Origin of the sequence: Streptomyces sp. JB150 (genome assembly GCF_011193355.1) — a bacterium.
Taxonomy (GTDB): domain Bacteria; phylum Actinomycetota; class Actinomycetes; order Streptomycetales; family Streptomycetaceae; genus Streptomyces.
Genome location: NZ_CP049780.1, coordinates 6952427 through 6976982 on the forward strand (window position 1 = coordinate 6952427; position 24556 = coordinate 6976982).

Annotated in this window: 22 protein-coding genes; 17 read left to right on the plus strand and 5 right to left on the minus strand. The window is 73.1% G+C overall.

Annotated elements, in window-relative coordinates:
• Nucleotides 1-25: 25 nt before the first annotated feature.
• The gene (locus G7Z13_RS31640; RefSeq protein WP_166003962.1) at nt 26-1246 is read left to right on the plus strand and encodes a galactosyltransferase-related protein; all 1221 of its coding nucleotides are present in this window, start codon (nt 26-28) and stop codon (nt 1244-1246) included.
• On the opposite strand, the gene G7Z13_RS31645 is transcribed toward G7Z13_RS31640, so the two are convergent.
• A complete protein-coding gene (locus G7Z13_RS31645) occupies nt 1227-2189 on the minus strand; it encodes a Gfo/Idh/MocA family oxidoreductase (protein WP_166003964.1) in 963 nt (320 codons plus the stop codon). The genes G7Z13_RS31640 and G7Z13_RS31645 overlap by 20 nt on opposite strands.
• A 10-nt stretch (nt 2190-2199) precedes the next feature.
• On the minus strand, nt 2200-3195 hold the full coding sequence (locus tag G7Z13_RS31650) for a zinc-binding dehydrogenase (protein WP_166003966.1): 996 nt from the start codon (nt 3193-3195) through the stop codon (nt 2200-2202).
• A 413-nt stretch (nt 3196-3608) separates the two neighbouring features.
• On the opposite strand from G7Z13_RS31650, the gene G7Z13_RS31655 reads away from it, so the two are divergent.
• The 15 genes from G7Z13_RS31655 (at nt 3609) to xdhC (ending at nt 19650) form a co-directional block, all read left to right on the plus strand.
• Nucleotides 3609-4661 (plus strand): phytanoyl-CoA dioxygenase family protein, encoded by a 1053-nt coding sequence (locus G7Z13_RS31655; protein WP_166003968.1) that lies wholly within the window; start codon nt 3609-3611, stop codon nt 4659-4661.
• A 14-nt stretch (nt 4662-4675) separates the two neighbouring features.
• Nucleotides 4676-5989: a DUF6271 family protein gene (locus tag G7Z13_RS31660; protein WP_166003971.1), complete on the plus strand. Its 1314-nt coding sequence runs from the start codon at nt 4676-4678 to the stop codon at nt 5987-5989.
• Nucleotides 5986-7200 (plus strand): type III PLP-dependent enzyme, encoded by a 1215-nt coding sequence (locus G7Z13_RS31665; RefSeq protein ID WP_166003973.1) that lies wholly within the window; start codon nt 5986-5988, stop codon nt 7198-7200. Before G7Z13_RS31660 ends, G7Z13_RS31665 begins: the two co-directional genes overlap by 4 nt.
• Nucleotides 7201-7764, plus strand: a complete 564-nt coding sequence (locus G7Z13_RS31670; RefSeq protein ID WP_166003975.1) for a GNAT family N-acetyltransferase — start codon at nt 7201-7203, stop codon at nt 7762-7764. It begins immediately after the preceding gene.
• Nucleotides 7765-8079: 315 nt separating this feature from the next.
• Nucleotides 8080-9057 (plus strand): diiron oxygenase, encoded by a 978-nt coding sequence (locus tag G7Z13_RS31675; protein WP_166003977.1) that lies wholly within the window; start codon nt 8080-8082, stop codon nt 9055-9057.
• On the plus strand, nt 9054-9584 hold the full coding sequence (gene dcd, locus G7Z13_RS31680) for a dCTP deaminase (protein ID WP_166003979.1): 531 nt from the start codon (nt 9054-9056) through the stop codon (nt 9582-9584). Before G7Z13_RS31675 ends, dcd begins: the two co-directional genes overlap by 4 nt.
• Nucleotides 9581-10108, plus strand: coding sequence for a deoxycytidine triphosphate deaminase (locus G7Z13_RS31685; protein WP_166003982.1), 528 nt, complete (start codon nt 9581-9583; stop codon nt 10106-10108). Before dcd ends, G7Z13_RS31685 begins: the two co-directional genes overlap by 4 nt.
• The gene (locus G7Z13_RS31690; RefSeq protein WP_166003984.1) at nt 10105-11211 is read left to right on the plus strand and encodes a glycosyltransferase family 4 protein; all 1107 of its coding nucleotides are present in this window, start codon (nt 10105-10107) and stop codon (nt 11209-11211) included. The genes G7Z13_RS31685 and G7Z13_RS31690 overlap by 4 nt, the downstream gene beginning before the upstream one ends.
• Before the next feature lie 38 nt (nt 11212-11249).
• On the plus strand, nt 11250-11918 hold the full coding sequence (locus tag G7Z13_RS31695) for an HAD family phosphatase (RefSeq protein ID WP_166003986.1): 669 nt from the start codon (nt 11250-11252) through the stop codon (nt 11916-11918).
• 3 nt (nt 11919-11921) lie between these two features.
• Nucleotides 11922-12629: a copper homeostasis protein CutC gene (locus G7Z13_RS31700; RefSeq protein ID WP_166003988.1), complete on the plus strand. Its 708-nt coding sequence runs from the start codon at nt 11922-11924 to the stop codon at nt 12627-12629.
• A 1-nt stretch (nt 12630) separates the two neighbouring features.
• A complete protein-coding gene (locus tag G7Z13_RS31705; protein WP_166003990.1) occupies nt 12631-13107 on the plus strand; it encodes an HIT domain-containing protein in 477 nt (158 codons plus the stop codon).
• Nucleotides 13108-13150: 43 nt separating this feature from the next.
• Entirely contained in the window at nt 13151-14458 is a 1308-nt protein-coding gene (locus G7Z13_RS31710; RefSeq protein ID WP_166003992.1) for an MFS transporter, read from the plus strand.
• Between the two features lie 443 nt (nt 14459-14901).
• Complete coding sequence (locus G7Z13_RS31715; RefSeq protein WP_166003994.1) at nt 14902-16365, plus strand: FAD binding domain-containing protein; 1464 nt, start codon at nt 14902-14904, stop codon at nt 16363-16365.
• Nucleotides 16362-18839 (plus strand): xanthine dehydrogenase molybdopterin binding subunit, encoded by a 2478-nt coding sequence (gene xdhB / locus G7Z13_RS31720; RefSeq protein WP_166003996.1) that lies wholly within the window; start codon nt 16362-16364, stop codon nt 18837-18839. The genes G7Z13_RS31715 and xdhB overlap by 4 nt, the downstream gene beginning before the upstream one ends.
• Nucleotide 18840: 1 nt before the next feature.
• Nucleotides 18841-19650, plus strand: coding sequence for a xanthine dehydrogenase accessory protein XdhC (xdhC, locus tag G7Z13_RS31725; protein ID WP_206313177.1), 810 nt, complete (start codon nt 18841-18843; stop codon nt 19648-19650).
• A 148-nt stretch (nt 19651-19798) separates the two neighbouring features.
• Here xdhC and G7Z13_RS31730 read toward each other — a convergent pair whose 3' ends face one another.
• Together G7Z13_RS31730 and G7Z13_RS33940 are read right to left on the minus strand one after the other, a co-directional pair.
• On the minus strand, nt 19799-21361 hold the full coding sequence (locus G7Z13_RS31730) for a PQQ-dependent sugar dehydrogenase (RefSeq protein WP_166004000.1): 1563 nt from the start codon (nt 21359-21361) through the stop codon (nt 19799-19801).
• Between the two features lie 408 nt (nt 21362-21769).
• On the minus strand, nt 21770-22354 hold the full coding sequence (locus G7Z13_RS33940) for an SMI1/KNR4 family protein (protein WP_240926418.1): 585 nt from the start codon (nt 22352-22354) through the stop codon (nt 21770-21772).
• Nucleotides 22355-22938: 584 nt separating this feature from the next.
• Between G7Z13_RS33940 and sigJ the strand changes: the two genes are divergently transcribed.
• Nucleotides 22939-23877 carry an RNA polymerase sigma factor SigJ gene (gene sigJ / locus G7Z13_RS31740; RefSeq protein WP_166004002.1) on the plus strand — a complete coding sequence of 313 codons (939 nt, stop codon included), beginning with the start codon at nt 22939-22941 and terminating at the stop codon, nt 23875-23877.
• Nucleotides 23878-23986: 109 nt separating this feature from the next.
• Here sigJ and G7Z13_RS31745 read toward each other — a convergent pair whose 3' ends face one another.
• Entirely contained in the window at nt 23987-24556 is a 570-nt protein-coding gene (locus tag G7Z13_RS31745; RefSeq protein WP_166004004.1) for a hemerythrin domain-containing protein, read from the minus strand.

Genomic DNA, 24556 nt, shown 5'->3' on the forward strand with positions numbered 1-24556 from the left:
AGCGCAGCCGAACGGAGCCCCCCCCATGACACCCACCCACGGACCGGCCGCCGCCGACGCCGCAGCCGAACTGGCCGGACGGCTGACCGCCTACGCCGTGCTGGCCCACGACCCCGCCGTCCCGCAGATCGCCGCCGACTACTGGGCGAAGAGCGAGGACCACTACCGCGCGGTCGACGCCGCCCTCGCCGCGCTCGTCACCGGTTCACCCGCCGCCTCGGCCTACGCCGCGGTGACCGGGAGCCCCACGCACGTGCCCGCGCAGCGGGATCTGCGGGCCTTTCTGACCACCCTTCTCCGTCAACGCCCCGACCAGGCAGCCGATTCGGCCCGCGTCGTGGCCGGCGCCGACGAGCGGATCTGGATCGACTACCACCTCGGCACCGACTACCTGTCGGACAACCCCCAGGTCCCTGACTTCCCCGAGCACTCTGAGCCGTCGAAGCCCGCCGAGTCCCCTGCATCCCCCGATCCCGCCGGCGCGCCGGCGCACATCGTGATCCCCTTCCGCGACCGTGAGGGCGGGCTGCGGACCCGCAACCTGCTGGCCTGCCTGCGGGCCCTCGCCGACCAGGCCGACGGACCCGCGCACCGGGTGACCGTGGTGGAGACCGACGTCGAGCCCCGCACCCGCGAGGCGGTGGCGGGACTCGTCGACGACTACGTCTTCGCCCATAAGGACGGCCTGTTCAACAAGGCGTGGGCGGTCAACGTCGGCGTGATGTCGGCACCGGGCGACCCCCGCTACACCTGCGTGCTGGACGCCGACATCCTCGTGGACCGGCACTTCGTCGCCCGCAATACCGCGCGGCTGCGCGACGGCGCCCACGGCAGCCACCTGCCGTTCCGCTGGTCGCTGTCCCTCGACGAGCCCTCCACCCTGCGCGCCCTCGCCCTGCGCGTCGGCGCGGGCGCGGCCGAGGTGCCCGGCTCCGTGCTGCGGGGTCTGCTGCTGCGGGAACCGCCCGGCGGCTGCGTGTGGCTGCGCACCGGCCTGTTCCACACGGTGGGAGGGTTCGACGAGCGCTTCGAGGGATGGGGCGGCGAGGACGACGACGTGGTGGCCAGGCTGTCCGCCGCGGCGCCTCTGGTGCGCTTCGACGACGACCTGCTGCACCTGAACCATCCCCGCCCCGAGATGACCCGCGAGGACGGGCAACCGTTCAACGCCCACCTCCAGCCCATGGTCCGGACGGCGGCGCACGCCTACGGCGACCCACGCAAGTTCAGTCTTGGCCCGGCCTGACCGGGGCGCCGCCCAGGGCCGCGGACCGCTCCGCGGCCCTGATGACATCGTCGACCAGCGCGCCCTCGGCCGCCGGGCACACCGGCGGACGCCCCTCCCGCACGGCGGCGGCGAAGTCCGCGAGCAGTGGCACATGAGGGTTGCCGTGCGGCGGGTGCGTCTCGCGCCGCACACCGCCGGGCCCCGTCACGGTCAGCTCACCGCGGTCCAGCGGGTCCAGGACGAGGCAGCGGTCGGGGCCGTACAGCGCCAGGCGGTCGGCGGGAGGCGCGTCGTCCCACTCGAACAGGCAGTGCGCCCGCGTTCCCGGCCAGTCGAGCTCCAGCTCGGCCCGCCGTTCGGCGCCCGCCGGGAACCGGCGGTCCAGACGCGCCCTGACCCGTACGGGACGACCCCACAGCATCAGCAGCAGGTCCAGCCGGTGGCTGCCCGCGTCGGCGAGCACACCCCCTCCGGACACCGCGGGGTCGGTGCGCCACCGCATCGGATGCCCGGGACCCGGTGCGAACGCGCACCGGAACCGCACGTCCACCCGCTCGGGCGTCCACCCGGTCAGCTCCGAGCGCAGCCGCCGGACGACGGGCGCGAGCCGGCGGTAGTACGCGACACCCGCGCGACATCCCGCACCGGTGACGGGGGAGGAGTCGACGGGCAGCGAGCCGGCCAGCGGCTTCTCGACCAGTACCGGCAGGCCCGCCTCCAGCACCTGCCGGGCCAGCGGCACATGGCCCACGACGGGAGTGGCCACGTACACCGCGTCGACACCGGTGAGCAGGTCGCGCGGGTCGGTGCCGGACGCGGGGATTCCCCACCGCGTGGCGGACGCCCGCGCGCGCCCGGCGTCGCGTCCGCACACGAAGAGGGGCACATGACCCAGCAGGCGCATCGCCGGCAGCACGCGGCGCTCCACGACGTCGCCGTAGCCGGCGATGCCCCACCTCATCACCGGGACCTCACGGAATGATCGCGACCTTGAGCGTCTCGCGCGGCGGACCGTCGTACGGGGCCCGCTCCCCGTCCGGGTACAGCACGCGGCTCGCCGACAGATGTTCCATCGCCTTCGGCAGCTCGTCGAGGGCGTACGTGTGAGTGAGCAGATCGGGCAGGAACAACTCCCGCCCCGCCGCCAGCCGTTCGGCCACCGCGAGCGCTTCGGCCCGCGCCGTGTCGAGCGGTTCGGCCGAGCTGTGCACCCGCAGTCCCTTGCGCTCCCAGGTCACCAGGTCGACGGTGACATGGGTGTCGACGTGGTGGGTGCCGAGCATCACGACGAGACCGTTCTGCCGGACGAGGCGCACACAGGCGTTCAGCGTGGTGGGGGTGCCCACGGCGTCCACCGCCACGTCGAACTCCGCGCCCAAGGCCAGCAACTGCTCCGGTGTCCCGTCGACGCGCCGGGTGGTGTCGGCGCCGAGCCGCGCGGAGCGCTCCAGCCGCCACGCGTCGAGGTCGACCGCGGTCAGGTGCGCGGCACCGCGCAGTGCCGCCATGCGCAGCGCCATCAGCCCGACGGGGCCCTGGCCGACGACGACGACCCGGTCGCCGAGCCGGACACCCCGGGTGGCGTGCACGGCGAGCGGCAGGAGCTGCAGGATCGCGCCCTGCTCGAAGGGCACGTCGTCCGGCAGCCTGCCCACGGCCACCTCACGGGCCAGCGCGTACTCGGCGTACCCGGAGGTCAACGGCGTACGGACGAAGACGCGCCGGCCGGGCGCGACGCGGGTGACACCGTCGCCCACCGCCTCGACCACGCCGGCGATCTCGTGACCGAAGCAGCCCTGCGCACAGTGCTCGCGCAGTCCGTAGTAGTGGTAGTAGGCGAGATCGCTGCGATTGCAGACGGTGCAGGCGCGGACCCGGACCAGCACCTCCAGGGGGCCCGGCACCGGCACCGGGGCGTCGCGCACCAGGCGTATGTCGCGCCTGCCGACCAGCTCGTATCGTCGCACGGTTCTCCTTCTCGCCGGCTCGGCGTGCCGGCGTCATGGCAGCTCGGACGGCTGTCGCGGTGGGCCCAACACGGCTGCGGGCAGGGCGAGTCGGGGCTCGGACGCCGTTGCAGAATACTCTTGACGCTCCCCGCTGGTGCAGTCCAATATCTTTTTGGCATAGACCAATGCCGGTCAGGGTTCCTCTCGCCGAGTGCCCGGACTCGTGGAACGCCCGAGGCCGTCCGCGGCAGTGCCGCCGCTGATGCCGGATGGTGGTCCGCCGGGTGCCGCCTGACCGGTCGTGTGCGGCCTCGCCCGGTTTCCCGCGACACGCGACACGCCGACCGAGCGCTTCGACGCAGCCCCGCGTGGCCGACCGATCCCACCGCCCGCTTCCCATGCCACATCCGACTGAGCTCTGGAGTGACAGCATGACGACGTCCCACCCCCACACGACGACGTCCCACCCCCACCTGTACCGGGCGGCCTCGGACCGGCCGTACTTCAGCGCGGACGCGGAGACCTATCTGGCGCAGACGCAGCTGCGGCACCTCCGCAAGACGCGGCCCCTGCGGGTGCTGTCCGAGGAGGACTTCCGCTTCTGGCAGACGTACGGGTACGTCGTGGTGCGGGAGGCGATATCCCCCGGGGCGGCCAAGGGCCTGCTGGAGTTCGCCTGGGAGTTCTCCGGGCTCGACCCCGACCGCCCCGAAACCTGGTACGAGGAGCGCGAGTTCCGCTCCGACCTCGACCGCGACCTCTACGTCTACGGCTTCCTGGAGGCCTACCACCACCAGCTCATCTGGGACAGCCGGCAGACCCAGCGGGTGTACGACGCCTTCGTCGACGTGTGGGACTGCGAGGAACTGTGGGTGACCCTGGACCGGCTCAACCTCAACCCGCCCAACGTCGGCAACCGGTCACGCGCACTGATCGAACCCACCGACAAGGGCTTCGACATCGAGCTGCACTGGGACATCGACACCACGCTGAGCGTGCTGCCCCAGCGGGTGCAGGGCATCATCGCCCTCAACGACACCCAGCCCGAACTCGGCGGCTTCCAGTGCTGCCCGGAGCTGTTCCGGCGCTTCGACGACTGGCAGGCCGCGCAGCCCGCCGGCCGAGACCCGATCAGGCCCGACGTGGACCGGACGGAGTACCCCGTCGTACGACCCGAACTCAAGGCCGGCGACCTGCTGATCTTCAACGGGCTGCTGGCGCACGGCGTCGCACCCAACACCTCCGACAACGGTGTCCGAGCCGTCCAGTACCTGTCGATGATGCCCGCCCTGGAGGAGCACGAGGAGCTGCGGCGGTCCCGCGTGACGTCATGGCGCACCCTCAGCACACCCGACTGGAACCGCACCCTGCTCGGCGACGCCCGCCTGCACGAGTCCCTGAGATACGGCCCCGCGGAACTGAACGACCTCGGCCGGCGACTGCTCGGCGCCGACACCTGGAGCGCACGCCCGGCCGCGCGGTGAACCGGAGAACCCCTGTGGACACGATCTGCCTGACCCTGCCCACCAACCGGGCCTGCTCGACGACGCTGGCGGCGGTCGCCGAAGAGGCGGCGCACGCCGCTCGCCATCACGGTGTCGCGGTGCGCCTGCTCGTCCTCGACTCCTCCGACGAGCACACCTTCGCCGAGCACGCCCGCGTCCTCGCGTCCCTGCCCCGTGTGGCCCAGGTGACCGCACACCATCTCGACGAGACACGGCAGCGGGACCTCCTGCGCCGGATCATCGACACCGCCGGCGTGCCGGACGCCGGCCCGCTGCTCGACCTCATGCTGCCCGAGGGCGTCTCCTACGGCGCCTGCACCAACCGGGCCTTCCTGTTCGCCGCCGCGCTCGGCTGCCGGTCGGTGCACCGCCGGGACTCCGACAGCCGCTACCAGCTGCTCGACGGCCGTCCCGTCTACCCCGTCGACCATGAACTGGCCTCGCTGGGCAAGCGCGCGGCCGACGCGGCGGCGGGCGTGTCGCAGACCCGTCTCGATCCCAGCCTGTCCGGCCGCCCGGTGTCCATGGTGGGCAGCTCCTTCATCGGCGAACTGTCGGTCGACATCGGCGAGATCCGCGACCTCGACGAGGCCGTCTACCAGGAGGTCGTCGGCCTGTGGGCGCCCCTGGACTGGCCGGAGGAGGCGAAGCGGGAGCTGGTCGCACAGTCCTTCACGGGTGCGGGCACCACCCCCTTCACCGAGGACCACTCGACGCTGACCCTGGTCGACCCGATGCGCGTGGACATGTGCAACATCGCCTTCCACCGAGGCGTCTACGAGCACGTACCGCTGTCTCCCGCGACCGACACCATCGGCAGCGACTACTTCCTCATCCACCTCGTCCACGACGCCCGGCTGCCCGGGGTGCTGCACAACCGCACCATCGAGAACTACTACACCGGGGAGCGGCGCACCCCCGCCGGATTCCTGGCCTACCAGACCCGGTTCGTCAAGTTCCTGCTGTCGATGCTCTACCTCCACCCCGTCTACGACGCGATGAAGGCGGCCGGTGACGCCCTCCTCGACGACCGGCACACCCCTCGCCCCGACGTCGTCGCCGGCCTGCTGCGCGGCAGTCTGGACCTCGACACCGCGGACAACGAGGCGCGCCTGGACGTCCTGGACGTCTCCTACCGGAAGCTGGGCGGCAAGTACGCGCACGTCGCCGACCTGCTCGCGCGGCGACGCCGGGACCTGCTGAGCGAGGCGCGGCGCGACATCGCGGACTTCGCGCTGCTGACCGAGCGCTGGGAGACGCTGGTGCGGGCGAGCCGCGGCGTCGACGTGCCGGGGACACGCGGATGAATCCCCGTCTGCGCGAGGCGCTCCAGGACGCCACCGACGACCGAGTGATCTTCGACCTGGACGGTATCGCCGCCCAGTACGACACCCTGACCCGGGAACTGCCCGGCGTCGAGGTCCGCTTCGCACTGAAGGCCTGCCCCGTCGCGGAGGTCCTCGCGTGCCTCGCGCAGCGGGGAGCGGGCTTCGACGCGGCGAGCCCGGGGGAGATCGCGCTGGCCCTGGGCACCGGCGTGCCCGCGGACCGCGTCCACTACGGCAACACCGTCAAGTCCGACACCCAGATCGCGCAGGCCCACCGGCTCGGCATCCGCGACTTCGTCACGGACAGCGTCGAGGACGTCAGGGCGCTGGCCGAGCACGCGCCCGGAGCCCGGGTGTGCTGCCGGCTGGCCACCGACGGCTACGGCGCCCTGTGGGGCCTCAGCCGCAAGTTCGGGTGCTCACCGGACGACGCCCCGCGCGTGATGGAGGCGGCGCGCTCGGCCGGACTGACCCCGGACGGACTGTCGGTCCACGTCGGGTCACAGCAGATGACCGCCGAGGCGTGGCGACGCGCCTTCGACACGCTGGCCGGCACGCTCGGCGCGCTGCGGGCGCGGGGGATCGAGCCGTCGCGCGTCAACCTCGGCGGCGGCCTGCCGGCGTCGGGCTACACCGACCGGCGGGGCAGCAGACTGGAACCGCCCCTGGACAAGATCTTCGCGGTCATCCGCGAGGGCACGGAGCGGTTGCGGGAGCTGTCACGGGTCCCGCTGTCCTTCCTCGTGGAGCCCGGCCGGCACCTGGTCGCCGACCACGGCGCGATCAGGGCACATGTCAGCCGGCTGACCTCCCGCCGGCAGCCGGACGGCGAACGCGCCTACTGGCTGTACCTGAGCTGCGGCAAGTTCAACGGCCTGTACGAGATGGACGAGGTGCGCTACCCGCTCGTCCTGCCCACGCACCCCGCGGAGGACGGCCCCGGCGGCGCGCCGTACGTGCCCGCCGTGATCGCCGGACCCACCTGCGACAGCGACGACGCCTACGGCCACGACCACCCTCGCGTGCGGGTCCCGAAGGCGGCGCGGTCCGGCGACCCGGTCTGGGTCCTCTCCAGCGGGGCCTACGCCCTCGGCTACATGACCCAGGGCTTCAACGGTTTCCGGCCGCTGCCGTACACCTGCGTCGGCGGGACGGGCGGGACGGGCGGGGCCGGGGGAGGGGACGACTGAGTGGGCCGCGACACCCGTATCCGTCACATCGCGCGGGGCGACTGGCCGCGGATCGCCGCGCTGGAGCAGGAGGCGTACGCGGACAGCACGCTCCTCGAAGGACGCGAGGCACTGGAGTCCAGAGGCCGCGTCTCGCCCGCCACCTGCTTCGTCCTGGATCTCGGCGGCCGGATCGGCGGATACGTGCTCGCGCTGCCGTATCCGATGTTCCGCTACCCCGACCTGGCCCTGCGGGAACGGGCCGCGTCCGCCCCCTCCGCCCCGTCCGGCACCCGGAACCTGCATCTGCACGACATCGTCGTGGCGCGCGAGCTGCGCGGCCGGGGGTGGGGCGGCCGGTTGCTGGACCGGCTCACCGCACAGGCCCGCCCGGCCTACGACCGCATCTCGCTGGTGGCCGTCGCCGGCATGGCGGCGTTCTGGGCCGCGCGCGGCTTCCGGCCCTACGAGGACGTCAGGCTGCCGCGCGACTACGGCGGCGACGCCGTCTACATGTCCCGCGCGTTCGCCGTCGACCGGCCCGGCCGGACGGATGAGGCGGACCGGACCGCCCGCGCGCGGTGAACTGCCCTTGTGGCGCTGGATATCACACTGTTACGTTGATGTTGGTCCAGACCAAAGCCCGAGCGCGGTCCTCTTCGGCCGGCCACCTCGTACCCGCGTCTCCCGTCCCGCCGCAGCGCCGCGCGGGACCGTCGTGAACTCCTCCGGGCCGGAACCGGCCCGGAGCCGAACGGACAACAGCGTCAGCGCTCGGCCTCACCCCGCCACCGGGCCGTCCGCAGCCCCGCACACCGCTGCCGGGGTGCCGGCCGGCCCGGCGGCCGCCCGAGGCCGAGCGGCCGAGTGACACGTCAACGAGCATGAAGGAAACGAGAGTTGGCAACCATCGAGGAAGAGACCGGCCCTGTCGGTCCCAGTACGCTGCGGCGGCTCGCCGCGGCCTGGCCCCGACGCGCCACCGTCCGCACCGACATGGACAAGGTGACCGGAGCCGAGGCATACGACCCCGCGCTGCTCGACTACCCGCTCGCCCTGATGCCCTTCGGTGAGCACCCGGACTTCCAGGGCGCTCCCGAGGACAAACGGCGCCTGGTGAACACCCTGGGCTGGATCGCCTACAACGAACGGGTCGTGGCCGCCGAGGAGTTCGTCGTCAACCCGACCTTCGAGAAGCTCGGTCACGCCGTCTATCCCGGCGTGGACCGCTTCGAGGTCAAGGAGATCGTGCGGCAGTCCCACATCGACGAGGTGTGGCACACGTACATGCACATGCTGGGCATGCAGCGCACCCGCGAGGCCAGAGGGATCACCGCCGAACCCGACTGCGGCCACCCGGTGACCAACCGCCTGCTGTACGAGGCGCGGGACGCGGCAGGCGAGCGCTGGGAAGCGGACCTGCTCTACCTGCTGTGGACCACGGTCGGCGAGGTCAGCGTCAACGCCTTCCTCGACCTCATGGCGCGCGACACCACCGTCCAGCCGATGCACGCGACCATCGCCCGGCTGCACGCCCGCGACGAGTCGGCCCACGGACCCGTCATGGTCGAGGTGATGAAGGACGTCTTCGTGCATCTCGACAGCCGCCAGCGGGACTTCTTCGTGCGGTCCCTGCCCGCGGGCATCACCGCGTTCTGCGCCGAGGACTTCGACTGGTGGCTGCAGGTCCTGGAGTTCGCCGGCGTCCGCAAGGCCCGTGACATCGTCGAGGACTCCCGCGGCGGCCCCCACGCGGACCTGCTCGTCACCGACTTCTCCGGCATCCTGCGCATGCTGCGGGAACTCGGCGTGGAGGACCGGGTGGAGTTCGACTTCGCGGGAGCGGCCGCCGCCGGTACCTCCGGGAGGGCCGCGTGATCCTCACCGGTCCCGAGATCACCGAGGCCGCGCACGACGGGCGCATCGTCATCACCCCGTTCCACGCCGCCCAGGTGAACCCCAACAGCTACAACGTCTGCCTGGGCGACAGGCTGCTGACGTACACCGGCGACGTCATCGACCCCTACCGCCCCAACCCGACCCGCGAGACCACCATCGGCGAGGAGGGTTACGTCCTGCGGCCCGACCAGCTCTACCTCGGGCACACCGTCGAGCGGATCGGCTCCGACCGCTACGTACCGCTGCTCTTCGGGCGGTCCTCCGTGGGGCGCCTCGGACTCTTCGTGGAGATCACCGCGCCCATCGGCGACATCGGCTTCCACGGACAGTGGACGCTGATGCTCTCCCCGGTCCGGCCCCTGCGGGTGTACCCGGGCATGAAGATCGGCCAGATCATGTTCTTCGAGTCGCACGGCGAGATCGACCTCTACCAGGGCAAGTACCAGGCCTCGGCGGGCCCCCAGGAGTCCCGCTACTGGAAGGATGTGGCGGTGCCGACGACATGATCCTCACCCGTCGGGCCATCGCCGCCGCCGTCGCCCGGGGCGACATCGTGATCGAGCCCTTCGACCCGGAAAGGATCTCGCCGAACGCCTACGACTGGCGTTTGGGCGACCGCATCCGGGTCTGCGAGGGCGACGAACTGGACGCCGCCGCCGCGACCCGCGTCACCGAGCACGTCATCCCGCCCGAGGGCATGGTGCTGCGGCCCGGACAGCTCTACCTCGGCGTCACCCACGAGCGCACCCACTCCGAGCGCTACGCCCAGATGATCAACGGCGACCGCAGCCTCGGCGCGCTCGGCGTCTGGGTCCATGTGTCCGCCCCGCTGGGACACGTCGGCCACGCCATCCGCTGGACCCTGGAGATACGCGTGGCCCGCCCCGTGCGCGTCTATCCGCTGATGCCCTTCGGCAAGATCGTGTTCCTGGTCGCCGCGGGCGAGGTGTCCAGCTACCAGAGCCTGGGCCGCAAGTACACCCGCACCAGCGGCATCGACATCTCCCGGCTGTACGAGGAACTGCGGTGAGCGCGGTGCGCGTGCTGACCGGCCTCGACCTGCCGTGGGGCAGTCCGGGCGGCAGCGTCGAACTGCTCAAGGACCTGTACCTCGACCCGTCCGGACCGCTGACCGCCGACACGTTCATGCTCACCCCCGACGGCCCCGCGCCCGACGCGCCGGCCGGCCGCGCCCCCGCCCTCCCCGCCCTGCTCGACGTGCCGGGCAAACAGCTCGACGGCGACGGCTTCTGGGACTACGTCGACCGGCTGACCGTCGCGATCACCACCCGCTTCGCCGGCCACGAGCCGGACGTCGTGCACCTCCAGCACCTGGCCTTCGGCGCCACCCCGGCACTGCTGCGCGGCTACCTGGGGCGGCCGGCCATCGGACTGGTGCACGGCACCGACCTGCTCTTCGCCGCCGAGCACCCCACCCAGGCCCGGGTGCTGCGCGACGCGGTCGCCGCCGCCACCGCCCTCGTCGTGCCGACCGCCGCGATGGCCGACCGGCTGCGCCGCCTCACCCCGGTCGACTCCGGCCGCATCGTCCACATCCCCTGGGGCGTCCCCGACACCCTGCTGGCCCGCCCGCCCGCGCGCCGGCCGCGGGACGGCGGCGAGCTGCGCGTGCTCTACGCCGGCCGCCTCACCGCCGAGAAGGGCGCCGCCGAACTGGCCGCCACCCTCCACGGCACACCGGGGCTGCGGCTGTCCATGGCCGCGCCGGTCGCCGAGTTCCGCCGGCTCGCCGCCGTACAGGACCTCTCGGGCGTCCACCACCTCGGCTGGCTGGCCCGCGAGGAGCTGTGGGCGGCCTTCGCCGCGCACGACCTGCTCGTCGTGCCCTCCGCGAAGCTGGAGGCGTTCGGCCTGGTCGCCGTGGAAGCCCAGGCGTGCGGCCTCCCGGTCGTCTACCAGCCGGTCCCCGGACTGCGCGACGCGCTCGGTGACTCCGCCCTGCCCCTCGACCTCCTCGCCGACCCGCGCCGCGCCCTGGCCGAACTGACCAGGCTCCGCGACGACCCGGCCGCACTGGACGAGCTGCGCCGCTCCGGCCTCCGCAACGCGGCACGGTTCCCGCTGTCCGCGACGGCACGCGCACTGGCCGCCCTCTCCGCCCAGGTGCGCTGAGCACGGCCCCCGGCTCCCTCCCCGAGAAGGAACACGACATGTACACCGCCGCGCTGTTCGACCTCGACGGCACCCTCATCGACACCGAACCCCGCAGCTACGAAGCCTGGTCCCGGCTCTTCCGCAACCACGGGGTCCCCCACGACGATGCCACCATCAAGGGCTTCGCGGGACGGCCCGGCAGGGAGGCGCTGCTCGACCACCTCGACCGGTTCCCCGGGCACACCGTCGACGACCTCTTCGCCGAGGCGCTCGGCTACACGGCCCTGCCGGACATGCCCCCGGTCGCGGCCGTCCCCGGTGCCCTGGACCTGCTGGAACGGCTGCGCGCCGCCGGGGTACCGCTCGGCCTGGTCACCTCCGGCACCCGGGACTACGCCCGGCACGAACTCGGCGCCGTCGGCGCCCTCGGCCTGTTCGACGCGCTGATCACCTCCGACGACGTCACCCGCGGCAAACCGGACCCCGAGGGCTGTCTCGCCTGCTGCGCCGCGCTGGGCGTCGACCCCGCCGCCGTCGTGGTGTTCGAGGACGCCCCGGCCGGGGTGGCCGCCGCCAAGCGCGCCGGCGCCGACTGCGTGGCCCTCACCACCACCCAGTCCGCTGCGGCGCTGGCCGACGCCGACCTGATCGTCCCCGACCTCACCGGCATGACCTGGCCACCCCCGACCCCGGCGGTGGCCGCGGCGACCCGGACGGAGGTCTGAGCCATGAGCGCGGCGATACTCGAAGTGGTCGTCACCTCCGCCGACGAGGCACGCGCGGCGGCCGAGGGAGGCGCCGACCGGCTGGAGCTGGCGACCGACATGGAAGCCGACGGCATGTCCCCCACCGCGGCGCAGTTCGAGCGCACCGCGGCCGCGGTCACCCTTCCGGTGCGCGTCATGCTCCGCGACAGGGGCGGCTTCCAGGCGGCCGACCTCGACGGCCTGCGCACCCGCGCCCGGGAACTGAGCGCCGCGGGCGCCGAGGAGTTCGTCCTGGGCTTCCTCACCCCGGACGGCGCCCCGGACCTGACCGCCGTCCGCGCCGTCCTCGACGCGGTCCCCGGCTGCCGCTGGACCTTCCACCGGGCGCTGGACCACGCGGCCGACCGGACGGCGGTCCGCCGTGCCATCGACGGGCTGCCCGGACTGGACACCGTCCTGTCCGCCGGGAGCGCCACCGGTGTCACGGCCGGACTGCCCACGCTGCTGGCGGAAGCCGGCCGCCGGGGCGAGCCCGGCTACACCATGGCCGTCATGGCGGGCGGAGGCCTCCGGACGACGCACGTCCCGCTGCTGCGCGCCCGCGGCGTGCACGCCTTCCACGTGGGCACGGCGGTCCGCCAGCAGGGCTGGGACAGCCCGGTCGACCCCGCCGCCGTACGTCGCTGGCGGGACCTGCTGGACGCCGCCGCGGGCAAGGACGCGGGGTGACATGCCGCCCGACACCTCCCCGGCGCCCGGCTGCGTGTTCTGCGACATCGTGGCGGGCCGGCTCCACTCGGAGATCCTCTTCGAGGACGAGCGGACCGTCGCCTTCCTCGACAACACCGCCGTCATGGAGGGCCACACCCTTGTCATCCCCCGACGCCACGCGGCGGACCTCTGGACCGTCTCCGAGGACGACGCGGCAGCCGTGATGCGCACGGTCCACCGCATGGCCCGCCTCCTCGGGGACGCCCTGCGGCCGGACGGCCTGACGCTCTTCCAGGCCAACCGGCCGGCGGGCTGGCAGGACGTCTTCCATCTGCACGTCCACCTGGTGCCCCGGCGCGACGGCGACCACCTGCACCGTCCGTGGCAGGCGGATGTCGCCGACCCGGCCGCGCTCGCCGCAACCCGCCGCCGCATCCTCACCGCCCCCCGACCACCGCACCGCACGAGCCCGGAGGACCCGTATGTCCACGCCTGAGCAGGAGCAGACGACCACCGAGGCGTGGAGAGGCTGAGATTTCGTGTTCCGCGTCCGCAGCGACTTCCACCGCACCCGGCTGGCGATCGCCGCCCTGTTCTGCTTCCTCGGATTCCAGTACGCGACCTGGACGTCCCGCCTCCCCGCCCTCACCAGCCGGCTGGACCTGTCGGCGCAGGAGCTGGGGCTGCTGCTGATGGCCTGCGGAGTGGGCGCCGCGGCCTCGTTCCCGCTCGTCTCCGCCCTCATGCGGCGGCTCGGCTCCCGCCGGCTGGCGTTCGTCTCCGCCCTGAGCCTCGCGGTCCTGCTGCCCGCGCTGTACCTCGCCCCGAACTACCCGGTCGCGCTGGTGGTCATCTGCTGCGACGGAGTGGCCGCCGGCGGCCTGAACGTGGCCATGAACGCGCAAGGCTCCGCACTGGAGGTCCGGCACGGGCGGACCACCATGGCCCAGCTGCACGCGACGTTCAGCGCGGGCTCCCTCGCGGCCGCCCTCCTGGCCTCCGGCGCCAGCCTCTTCACCACTTCCCTGACCGCGCACTTCCTGGCCGCCACCGCCGTCCTGGCCCTGCTGCTCGGTTACAGCCGGCCACGCCTGCTGACCGACGAACCCGCGACCGGCGAACGCGCGACCGACGGACCCGCGACCGACGAACGCGCGAGTGACGAACGCGCGACCGGCGCCCCCGCGAGCGGCGACGAGGCGCCGAAGCGGGAGACGGAGCGCCGGCGCGGACCGGTCCTGCCGTCGCGGGCGACGCTGTGGATGGGTCTCGCCATGGTCTTCGGCACCGTGACCGAGGGCGCCATGAACGACTGGTCGGCGCTCTACATGGAGGACGTCGTCCACGCGTCACCGCAGCTCGTCCCGATGGGCATCGCCGTCGTGTCGGTGATGATGGTGGTGGCCCGCCTCGTCGCCGACGGCTGGCGCAGCCGCTGGGGCGACGCCCGCGTCGTCCGGTACGGCAGCGCCCTCGCGGGCACCGGACTGGCCCTCGCCCTCCTCACCGGCGGCGTCCTGCCCACCCTCGTCGGCTTCGCCTGCGTGGGGCTCGGCGTGGCCGCCGTCACCCCCTGCGTCTACGTCGCCGCGGCCGCGCAGGGCCCGGAAGCCCTGTCCCTCGTCGCGGCGACGGGCACCACCGGGCTGCTGGCGGGCCCGGCCCTGATCGGCTTCGTGGCCGGCGCCACCAGCCTGGTGTGGGGCATGGCCGTCGTCGCGGCCTCCGCCCTCGCCGTGTCCCTGTGCGCCACCCGCGTCCGCTGGCGGACACCCGAGACACCCGAAACCCCCGAGACGCCCGAGCCCCCCGGGACCGGCCCCGCGCAGGCGGCGCCCGCCCGCTGACCCGCCGGCGTCACACAGCCGGACCACCCGGTCACCGCACGCGGCCGGTCCTCCACCCCCGGAGGACCGGCCGCCTTCGCGTGCCCGCAGGACCGCGCTCCACCCCTTGACCTCCGGCGACCCGCCCACTACGTTGCGAAAGAAGTCGACCCGTGACAAGAAAGGAGGCGACCCGCGCATGTACATCGCGTCTGATCTCGGTCGCCTCGCCCAGTGCACCGTCTGGGTTCCGGGTCGTATCGCGCACGGCTGCTGAGCACGCCGTCCTCCGATGTGCCCGTCGTGGCACTTCCAGGTTTTCACGCCATCCTCTTCCGGCACGTAGCTGTCGCGTGCCCTTTCCGCGCCCGCTTCGCTGACGTGGCGCGTCTGAACACAGAAAGCTGCCTGGAATTGGCGAACATGATGTATCGACCCATCACGCACCGAAACGAAGGCCTGTCATGGTAGGCGCACGCATCACGGTCAACGGGACACAAGCACCGATCTCACCGGCTGCGCCCCACACCACAGTGCTGGACTTCCTGCGCGAACGCGGCCTCACGGGCACCAAGGAGGGCTGCGCCGAGGGCGAGTGCGGCGCCTGTTCGGTGCTCGTGGCCCGCCCCGGAGTGAACAAGCCCACCGACTGGGTGGCGGTCAACGCCTGCCTGGTCCCCGTCGCGGCACTCGACGGCCAGGAGATCGTCACCGCCGAGGGTCTCGCCGCCGCCGGCGAACCGGGCACCCCGCCCGCCCTGCACCCCGTGCAGGAGGAGATGGCGGTCCGCGGCGGCTCCCAGTGCGGCTACTGCACGCCGGGCTTCGTCTGCAGCATGGCCGCCGAGTACTACCGGCCCGACCGCTGCGACCACCCGGACTCCGCCGACAGCACCGACCCCGAGCACGGTCCCAACGGTTTCGACCTGCACGCGCTGAGCGGCAACCTGTGCCGCTGCACCGGCTACCGCCCGATCCGCGACGCCGCCTTCGCCGTCGGCCGACCCGCCGATGACGACCCGCTGGCGCGCCGACGCGAACAGTCCCCGCCCGCACCGGTCGCCACCGAGTACGTCCGCGACGACAGCGCGTTCATCCGCAAGAACACCCTCGCCGAGACACTCGCCGTGCTGCGCGATCGCCCCGACGCGGTGGTCGTCGCCGGATCCACCGACTGGGGCGTCGAGGTCAACATCCGCGCCCGGCGCGCCGGTTGCGTGGTCGCCGTCGACCGGCTGCCCGAACTGCGCGAACTGCGGGTCGAGGACGGCCACATCGACATCGGGGCGGCGCTGACGCTCACCGAGATCGAACGCCGCCTCGACGGCACCGTCCCGCTGCTGGCCGAGCTGTTCCCGCAGTTCGCCTCCCGGCTCATCCGCAACAGCGCCACCCTCGGCGGCAACCTCGGCACCGGCTCGCCCATCGGCGACAGCCCGCCGGTGCTGCTCGCGCTGGAGGCGTCGCTGCTGCTCGCCGACGCCGACGGGGAGCGCGAGGTCCCGCTCGCGGAGTACTTCACCGGCTACCGGCAGAGCGTGCGCCGGCCCGGCGAGCTGATCCGCGCGGTGCGTGTCCCGCTGCCGCTGTCGCCGGTCACGGCCTTCCACAAGATCGCCAAGCGGCGCTTCGACGACATCTCCAGCGTGGCCGTCGCCTTCGCGCTCGACATCGAGGACGGCATCGTCCGCACGGCACGCATCGGCCTGGGCGGCGTCGCCGCCACCCCGATCCGCGCGCTCACCACCGAGGCGGCCCTGGAGGGCAGGCCGTGGGCGCCGGAGACTGTCGAGGCCGCGGCCCGGGTACTCCGGGGAGAGGGCACGCCGATGGACGACCACCGCGCCAGCTCCCTCTACCGCTCCGCGATGCTCGGCCAGAGCCTGCTGAAGCTGTACGCGCAAACCACCGAGGCGGTGTCGTCATGAGTCATCTGTCCGAGCGGCCCGAGAAGCCCGTCGTCGGCGTGGCGATGCCGCACGAGAGCGCCACCCTGCACGTCACCGGGACCGCGCTCTACACCGACGACCTGGTGTACCGCACCAAGGACGTCCTGCACGCCTACCCCGTCCAGGTCATGAAGGCCCACGGCCGGATCACCGCGCTGCGCACCGAGCCCGCGCTGGCCGTGCCCGGTGTGGTGCGCGTGCTGACCGGCGCCGACGTGCCCGGCGTCAACGACGCCGGCATGAAGCACGACGAGCCGCTCTTCCCCGACGAGGTCATGTTCCACGGCCACGCCGTCGCCTGGGTGCTCGGCGAGACCCTGGAGGCGGCCCGGCTCGGCGCGGCGGCCGTCGAGGTCGAGCTGGAGGAGCTGCCCTCCCTGGTCACGCTCCAGGACGCGATGGCGGCGGACAGCTACCACGGCGCCCGGCCCGTGATGGAGACCGGCGACATCGACGCCGGCTTCGCCGAGTCCGCGCACGTGTTCACCGGCGAGTTCCAGTTCGCCGGCCAGGAGCACTTCTACCTGGAGACGCACGCCGCGCTCGCCCAGGTCGACGAGAACGGGCAGGTGTTCATCCAGAGCAGCACCCAGCACCCCTCGGAGACCCAGGAGATCGTCTCCCACGTGCTCGGCGTGCCCGCCCACGAGGTGACCGTGCAGTGCCTGCGGATGGGCGGCGGCTTCGGCGGCAAGGAGATGCAGCCGCACGGGTTCGCGGCCGTCGCCGCGCTCGGCGCCAAGCTGACCGGCCGCCCGGTCCGGTTCCGGCTCAACCGGACCCAGGACCTGACCATGTCCGGCAAGCGGCACGGCTTCCACGCCCGGTGGAAGATCGGCTTCGACGCGGACGGCCGTATCCAGGCCCTGGACGCCACCCTCGTCGCGGACGGCGGCTGGTCCCTGGACCTGTCCGAGCCGGTGCTGGCCCGCGCGCTGTGCCACATCGACAACACCTACTGGATCCCCAACGCGCGCGTCGCCGGCCGGATCGCCAAGACCCACACGGTCTCCAACACCGCCTTCCGCGGCTTCGGCGGACCGCAGGGCATGCTGGTGATCGAGGACATCCTCGGCCGCTGCGCGCCGAAGCTGGGCCTGGACCCGATGGAGCTGCGCGAGCGCAACTTCTACCGGCCGGGCCAGGGCCAGACGACGCCGTACGGTCAGCCGGTCACCCAGGCCGAGCGGATCTCCACGGTCTGGCAGCAGGTCAAAAACGGCGCCCGCATCGCCGACCGCACGCGGGAGATCGCCGCCTTCAACGCCGCGCACCCGCACACCAAGCGGGCGCTCGCGCTCACCGGCATCAAGTTCGGCATCTCGTTCAACCTCACCGCCTTCAACCAGGGCGGCGCGCTGGTGCTGATCTACAAGGACGGCTCCGTCCTGATCAACCACGGCGGCACCGAGATGGGCCAGGGCCTGCACACCAAGATGATGCAGGTGGCCGCGACCACGCTGGGCATCCCGCTGCACAAGGTGCGCCTCGCCCCGACGCGCACCGACAAGGTGCCCAACACCTCGGCCACCGCGGCCAGTTCGGGTGCCGACCTGAACGGCGGGGCGATCAAGAACGCCTGCGAGCAGCTGCGCGAGCGGCTGCTCCAGGTGGCCGCGACCCAGCTCGGCGCGAACCCCTCGGACGTGCGCATCGTCGAGGGCGTCGCGCGCGCCCTCGGCAGCGACAGGGAGCTGGCCTGGGACGACCTGGTGCGCACCGCGTACTTCCAGCGGGTCCAGCTGTCGGCGGCCGGCTTCTACCGCACCGAGGGCCTGCACTGGGACGCGAAGACCTTCCGCGGCTCGCCGTTCAAGTACTTCGCCCACGGCGCCGCCGCCACCGAGGTGGAGGTCGACGGTTTCACCGGCGCCTACCGCATCCGGCGCGTGGACATCGTGCACGACGTCGGCGACAGCCTCTCCCCGTTGATCGACATCGGTCAGGTCGAGGGCGGCTTCGTGCAGGGCGCGGGCTGGCTGACCCTGGAGGACCTGCGCTGGGACGTCAGCGACGGGCCGAACCGGGGCCGGCTGCTGACCCAGGCCGCGAGCACGTACAAGCTGCCGAGCTTCTCGGAGATGCCCGAGGAGTTCAACGTCACGCTGCTGGAGAACGCCACCGAGGAGGGCGCGGTCTACGGCTCCAAGGCGGTGGGCGAGCCTCCGCTGATGCTGGCGTTCTCGGTGCGTGAGGCGCTGCGGCAGGCCGCCGCCGCGTTCGGGCCGAGCGGAGTCAGCGTCGAGCTGGCCTCGCCCGCGACGCCGGAGGCGGTGTACTGGGCGATCGAGGCGGCCCGCCAGGGCGGTGCCTCCGGCGGCGGCCGGACCGTCGACGGGGCGCGGGCCGACGGAGCGCACGTCGACGGAGCACGCGTCGACGGGGCCCACGTGAGCGGGGTGCGGCTCGACGGCGCGGCCCGCACCGACGCCACGGCGCTGAGCGGTGCCTGACATGACCTGGGTCGGCGCGGTCGCGCGGCTGCGGGCACGCCGGGAGCCCGGCGTGCTGGTGACCGTCGCGACCGTGCGCGGTCACGCTCCGCGCGACGCCGGCGCGAAGCTCGTCGTGGGGCGGAGCGAGACGTGGGGCTCGATCGGGGGCGGCAACGTCGAGGCCGTCGTCGTCGACCGGGCCCGCGAGATGATCGCCGCGTCCAAGCCGGAGCCGGAACTGATCGACTTCGCCCTGAACGACAAGGTGACCAACCAGCACGGCGTGCAGTGCTGCGGCGGCACGGTCTCCGTACTGCTCGAACCGCTGCCGGTGGTACGGGCGGTGGCGATCTTCGGCGTCGGTCACGTCGGTCTGGAACTGGCGCGCATCCTGGCCCGTCACGACCTCGACCTGCACCTGATCGACTCCCGCGCCGAACTCCTCGCCCCGGAACGCCTCGGCGTGCTGGCGGACGCGGTGGCGCAGGTGCACACCCACCACACACCGCTGCTGCCCGAGGAGGTGCTGGCGACGCTGCCGCCCGGCACCCACGTCCTGATCATGACCCACGACCACGCCGAGGACGCCGCCCTGTGCGACGCCGCTCTGCGGACGTCCCACCTCGGCAGCATCGGGCTGATCGGGTCGTCGGCCAAGTGGGCGCGGTTCCGCAAGCTCCTGTCCACCGAGGGCGGCCACGACGAGGCCGTCATCGACCGGATCAAGACCCCGATCGGACTGGCCGACATCACCGGCAAGGAACCGGCGACCATCGCCGTGAGCGTCGCCGCGGATCTGCTGCGCGCCTTCGAGAGCGAGGGTGACTGACCCCTGCGGCCCGGACCGACGGGGTGCCCCGCACGTACGCGTGCGGGGCACCCGCATCCCCCGTCTCGTCGTGGGAGCGCTCCCACGACGCGGGTGCGCTGCCTGCTTCCCGCTTCGGTGCGGGGGGAGGGGGAGAGGCCGGCAGGGCTCAGCGGCCGACGGCGCAGGCGTCGCCGTTCAGGGTGAACCGGGGCGGCGGTGAGGCGTCACCGGTGTGCTGGGCGAGATAGCCGAGGGTCACGCTCGCGCCGGGCGCGATGGTGCCGTTGTGCGAGGCGTTGACCGCCGTGATCGTGTTGCTCAACTGGGTGAGGTCCGTGTTCCAGTCGGAGACGACGGTCTGCCCGAGCGGCAGCGGGAACTTCAGCGTCCAGCCGTTCACCGGAGTGGTGCCGGTGTTGGTGACGGTGAGGTCGACGGTCGTCCCGGTGCCCCAGGACCGCACGGTGCGGTCGACGCGGCAGGTGGGTTCCTCCCGCTCGAACGACACCCGGTGCAGCCCGCCCGGCAGGTCGTTCACCACGTAGAACTCACCCTCGGCCGTGGTGCCGATCGACGTCACCTGGGTGGGCGTCTCGCCGATCTCGGCCTGCTCGTAGCCGCCCTTGCCGTCGGGGCGCAGCGCCCAGACCGTGGACGAGCAGTAGTCGGTGGCGATGTACGTGCCGCCGACCAGGTCCGCGTACGCGCGGCCCCGGTAGACGTGGCCACCGATCACCGAGCAGCCGCCGGTGTACGGCGAGTAGGTGAAGACCGGCTTCGTGTACTCCTCGCCGGGCGGGCAGTGGCCGCCCTCGAACTTCTCCAGGCCCTCGTAGCAGGACCAGCCGAGGTTCAGTCCGCCCCGTCCGCGCGGGAGATGGTCGATCTCCTCCCAGCGGCCCTGTCCCACGTCGCCGATCCACATCGAGCCGTCGGCGCTGTCGAAGGAGAACCGCCACGGGTTGCGCAGCCCGTACAGCCAGATCTCCGGGCGCGCGCCGGGGGTGCCGGCGAAGGGGTTGTCCGCGGGGACGCAGTACGCGAGCGCGCCGCAGGTGCGGCTGACGTCGACGCGCACGATCTTGCCCAGCAGGGTGTCCAGGCGCTGCCCGGCGCGCAGCGGGTCGGCGGAGCCGCCGCCGTCGCCGATGCTCCAGTACAGGTGGCCGTCGGGGCCGAAGGCGAGCTGGCCGCCGTTGTGGTTGTTGTACTCGGCGTGCTCCTGCGAGAGCAGGACCTCCAGCCGGGACTCGTCGAGCCGGTAGCGGGCGAGGGTGACCGCGCCGTCGGGCAGTGCCGTGTACGCCAGGTACACGTCCTGGCTGTCGGCGAAGTCGGGCGGCAGCGCGATGCCGAGCAGGCCGCGCTCGTTGCCCGACTCGTCGATGGCGGAGGTGATGTCGATCAGCGGGGTGCGGGCGAGACCGGTGTCCGGGTGGTAGACGCGGACGGTGCCCGGTTTCTCGGTGATGAACAGACGGCCGGTGCCGTCGTCGGGGGCGGCCAGGGCGGTGGGGCGCCGCAGCCCCGAGGCGACCTGGGTGGTGGTGGCGTGCAGCGACGGCAGGGGCACCGTCGACGCCGGGTTCGCGCCGCCCTCCCGGGTTCCGGTCTCCGCCCCGGTGCCGGCCGCGGCCACCGTACGGGGCTGGGCGGCGGCGGGCAGCGGGGCGAGCACGGACAACAGCAGGGAGAGCAGCAGAAGGCCGGTCCAGCGGCTTCGTGACATAGGGGCTCCAGGAGCGAGAACGCGTGCATGGCGGTGGCGCTTCCTTGGGAACACAGCGCGATCGGGCCGCGCGCCTCCGGCCTTTCGGTGCCGGTCACGAGCGGCCTCGGGCGGAGACGCGGTGCGGGATCCGGCCGGGGCGAACCGGCCGGAACCGAGCAGACGGCCCCCACCCTGCGATGCGCTGTCCGCGACGGTAGCGGCTGACCCCTGCGTCACACCAGGTCCGTACCGCGACTTCCGGCCGTCCGGCCCCGCTCATCCCACGGCCGGCCGCGCCCGCACGTCCGGCCTCGCTTTACCTCACGGCCGGTCGCGCTCACTTCACGGCGGGTCGCGCGGCACGGCGCCGCGGCTGCGGCGAGGGCTGGACCAACACCGCTCAGGGGCAACGGAGTTACGTACGGGTCAGCCGGCCAGGGGCCGCCACCGGTCCTCCCGTCCGCCTTCCGCCGCGGGGCCGAGGCCGCTGCGCCACACCAGCGTCCCACCGATCAGACCGGGCGTGTCCCGGGTGGCCAGAGCCGGGGAGGCGAGCATGTCGGCCGCCTCTTCCAGATAGGTGACCAGCGTGTCGAGTTCCTCGTCGGGGGACTCGCCGTAGCGGGACCAGCGGCCCGAGTAGCCGGTAGCGGCGTCCAGGTACAGCCCCGAGGTGGTGTCGGCCGGGCCGCGGGCGATCACCGGGATCCAGGCCGCCTGCCACACCGCGGTCCGCTCGTCCCCGGGCCGGCCGGCGCCGCGGGCGTCCTCCCGGGCCCGCGCGTCCATCCACCGCCGGTGGACGGCGGCCACCGCGTCCAGGGGCATCAGCACCCGGTTCCCCGGCAGACAGCCCCAGCCGCCGGACCCGTCGTCGCCCGCGGTCAGCTGCCACAGGACACGCAGTTCGAGGGGTATCGCGACGCCCAGGCCGGCCTCCAGGGCGGCGAGGGCGGTGGCGCTCGCGCCGGGGCGGAGCGCGGCGTAGGAGTCGGGGGCGTCGCGCCGCAACCGGCCGGTGAAGCGCTGCCAGGCATCGGCGACCTGCCGTACGGTGACCGCGTCGGCGGCGGGATCGGCGCGCCGCGCCCGCTCGCCGCGCGCGTCCTCGCCGGAGGCCTCCTCGTCCTTGGAGGACTCGCCGGGTTCTTGGGCGGAGGGGCGGGCGCAGACCGCTGTCAGGGAAGCGGATCTCGATGCGGTCCGGCTCGCGGAGGTAGCCGACGTTCAGGTCGGGGCAGTCGTCGAACATGTCGCCGTCGACCGTGACGGTGAGGATGCCCGGCAGCCCCGAGGGCCGCCCCAGGTCGGGATCGTCGGCCAGCCGGCCCGCCAGGGCCTTCAGCGCGCAGGGGGCGTCGGCCCCCAGGCGGGCGGCGATGTCGTGCACGTCGGGCTGGATGTCGACCTTCACGGTCTGTGGCTCCTCGCTGTCGGCGGCAGGGCACGCGCTGCTCACACGGTAGGCCGCGTTCGCTCGCCGGCGACCGGCGCACCCGTGCGCGGGCCGGCGACGTCACATCTCGCGGGGCTGTCCTGTCATCACCGTGTACAGGCCGTCGACAGCCGCCGCGACACGACGAAACGGGGATGCCGTGACGATTCCGTACGGGCCGGAGGACGGCCTGCTCGATCCGGGCCTGGCCGCGCTGGTGGGGGAGCGGCGCCGGCTGCTCAATCTCGCCTACCGGCTGCTGGGTTCGCTGTCGGAGGCGGAGGATGTCGTCCAGGAGACGTACGTCCGCTGGTACGCCATGTCACGGCAGCGGCAGGAGGCGGTCGAGTCGGTCGGCGGCTGGCTGACCACGGTCGCCACGCGGATCTGCCTGAACGTGCTCGGCTCGGCGCGGGCCCGGCGGGAGCAGTACGTGGGGCAGTGGATCCCCGAGCCGCTGCCGGGGCCCGCCGAGCGGTTCGGCGGGGCGCCGGGCGCGGTGGCGGACGATCCGGCGGACCGCGTCACCCTGGACGAGTCGGTGAACATGGCCTTCATGGTCGTGCTGGAGTCCATGACGCCGGCCGAGCGGGTGGTGTTCGTCCTGCACGACGTCTTCCGCTACGCGTTCGCCGAGGTCGCGGAGATCGTCGGCCGCAGCCCGGCCGCGTGCCGCCAGCTGGCCTCCTCGGCCCGCCGGCGCGTGCGCGAGGCGCGGCCGGCGTCCCGGCCGGTGCCGGCCGGCCAGGCCGCCGACGTCGTCAGGAACTTCAAGCGGGCCTGGGAGACCAAGGACATCGGCGCCCTCATCGGCCTTCTCGACCCGGCGGTGACGACGGTCGGTGACGGAGGCGGCCACGTCAGCGCCCTGCCGCACCCTGTCGTGGGCGGCGAGCGGGTGGCGCGCTTCCTGGTCGAACTGCGGTGCAGGGTGGGTGAGATGACGCTGCTGGAGCGCACCGTCAACGGTCGGCCCGGACTGATCCTTCAGCAGGCGGGGGTCACGCGGGTGGTGTACGCGTTCGACGTCGCCGGCGACCGCATCACGCACATCTGGGGTGTGATGAACCCGGAGAAGCTCCGGCCCTGGACCGCCTGACCCGCGGTCCCGACCGGCTCGCGGACGCGCCCGGCCCGCGGCACGAGCCGTGGGGCGTCGTCCCGCGGGCCGGGCGGGACCGGATACGGACCGCATACGGACCGGGCGGTCAGCCGTCCTTGCCCATGGCCTTGCGCACGACGTCACGGGTGCGGTCGACGAGGGCCGCGACCGGGCCCACGGCGAGGTTCTTGGCCGCCGACTCGGTGCCCGGGTGCGGGTGGGTCGGGGCCGTCGCCTCGGCGGCGCGCAGGGCGGAGGCCATGGCGGCCAGCTGGGACTTGTCGGCGTGGCGGCGGACCTGGTTGAACTCGTAGCGTTCCTCGGCGCGGGCGTGTGCCATCACGTCCAGGCGCAGCGCCTGCAACCGGGGCAGGAACTCCGGGTCGTCCGGGTCCATGTCGTCCAACCGGGCCAGGGTCTCCTTGGCCTCCCGCTCCTCGGCGAGGCGATCGGCGACGATCTTCTCCCCGTCCGGGACGGACCTGCGGGTGAAGGGCCGGATCACCTCCTCCTCGGCCGTCTCGTGCACGGCGAGCAGCCGGACCAGCCGGCGGAAGGCCGCCTGGCGTTCGTCGCCCGTGGCCTGCTCGACCTCGTCGAACAGGGTGCGGATGTCCCCGTGCTGGCGCATCAGCAGGGCGACGACGTCGGCGTCGGACGCGGCGATGCCGGCCAT

Coding starts and splice junctions, on each gene's coding strand:
- G7Z13_RS31640 (WP_166003962.1), top strand. CDS start 26: ATGACACCCACCCACGGACCGGCCGCCGCCGACGCCGCAGCCGAACTG.
- G7Z13_RS31645 (WP_166003964.1), bottom strand. CDS start 2,189: ATGAGGTGGGGCATCGCCGGCTACGGCGACGTCGTGGAGCGCCGCGTG.
- G7Z13_RS31655 (WP_166003968.1), top strand. CDS start 3,609: ATGACGACGTCCCACCCCCACACGACGACGTCCCACCCCCACCTGTAC.
- G7Z13_RS31665 (WP_166003973.1), top strand. CDS start 5,986: ATGAATCCCCGTCTGCGCGAGGCGCTCCAGGACGCCACCGACGACCGA.
- G7Z13_RS31685 (WP_166003982.1), top strand. CDS start 9,581: ATGATCCTCACCCGTCGGGCCATCGCCGCCGCCGTCGCCCGGGGCGAC.
- G7Z13_RS31695 (WP_166003986.1), top strand. CDS start 11,250: ATGTACACCGCCGCGCTGTTCGACCTCGACGGCACCCTCATCGACACC.
- G7Z13_RS31700 (WP_166003988.1), top strand. CDS start 11,922: ATGAGCGCGGCGATACTCGAAGTGGTCGTCACCTCCGCCGACGAGGCA.
- G7Z13_RS31705 (WP_166003990.1), top strand. CDS start 12,631: ATGCCGCCCGACACCTCCCCGGCGCCCGGCTGCGTGTTCTGCGACATC.
- G7Z13_RS31715 (WP_166003994.1), top strand. CDS start 14,902: ATGGTAGGCGCACGCATCACGGTCAACGGGACACAAGCACCGATCTCA.
- xdhB (WP_166003996.1), top strand. CDS start 16,362: ATGAGTCATCTGTCCGAGCGGCCCGAGAAGCCCGTCGTCGGCGTGGCG.
- xdhC (WP_206313177.1), top strand. CDS start 18,841: ATGACCTGGGTCGGCGCGGTCGCGCGGCTGCGGGCACGCCGGGAGCCC.
- G7Z13_RS31730 (WP_166004000.1), bottom strand. CDS start 21,361: ATGTCACGAAGCCGCTGGACCGGCCTTCTGCTGCTCTCCCTGCTGTTG.
- G7Z13_RS31745 (WP_166004004.1), bottom strand. CDS start 24,556: ATGGCCGGCATCGCCGCGTCCGACGCCGACGTCGTCGCCCTGCTGATG.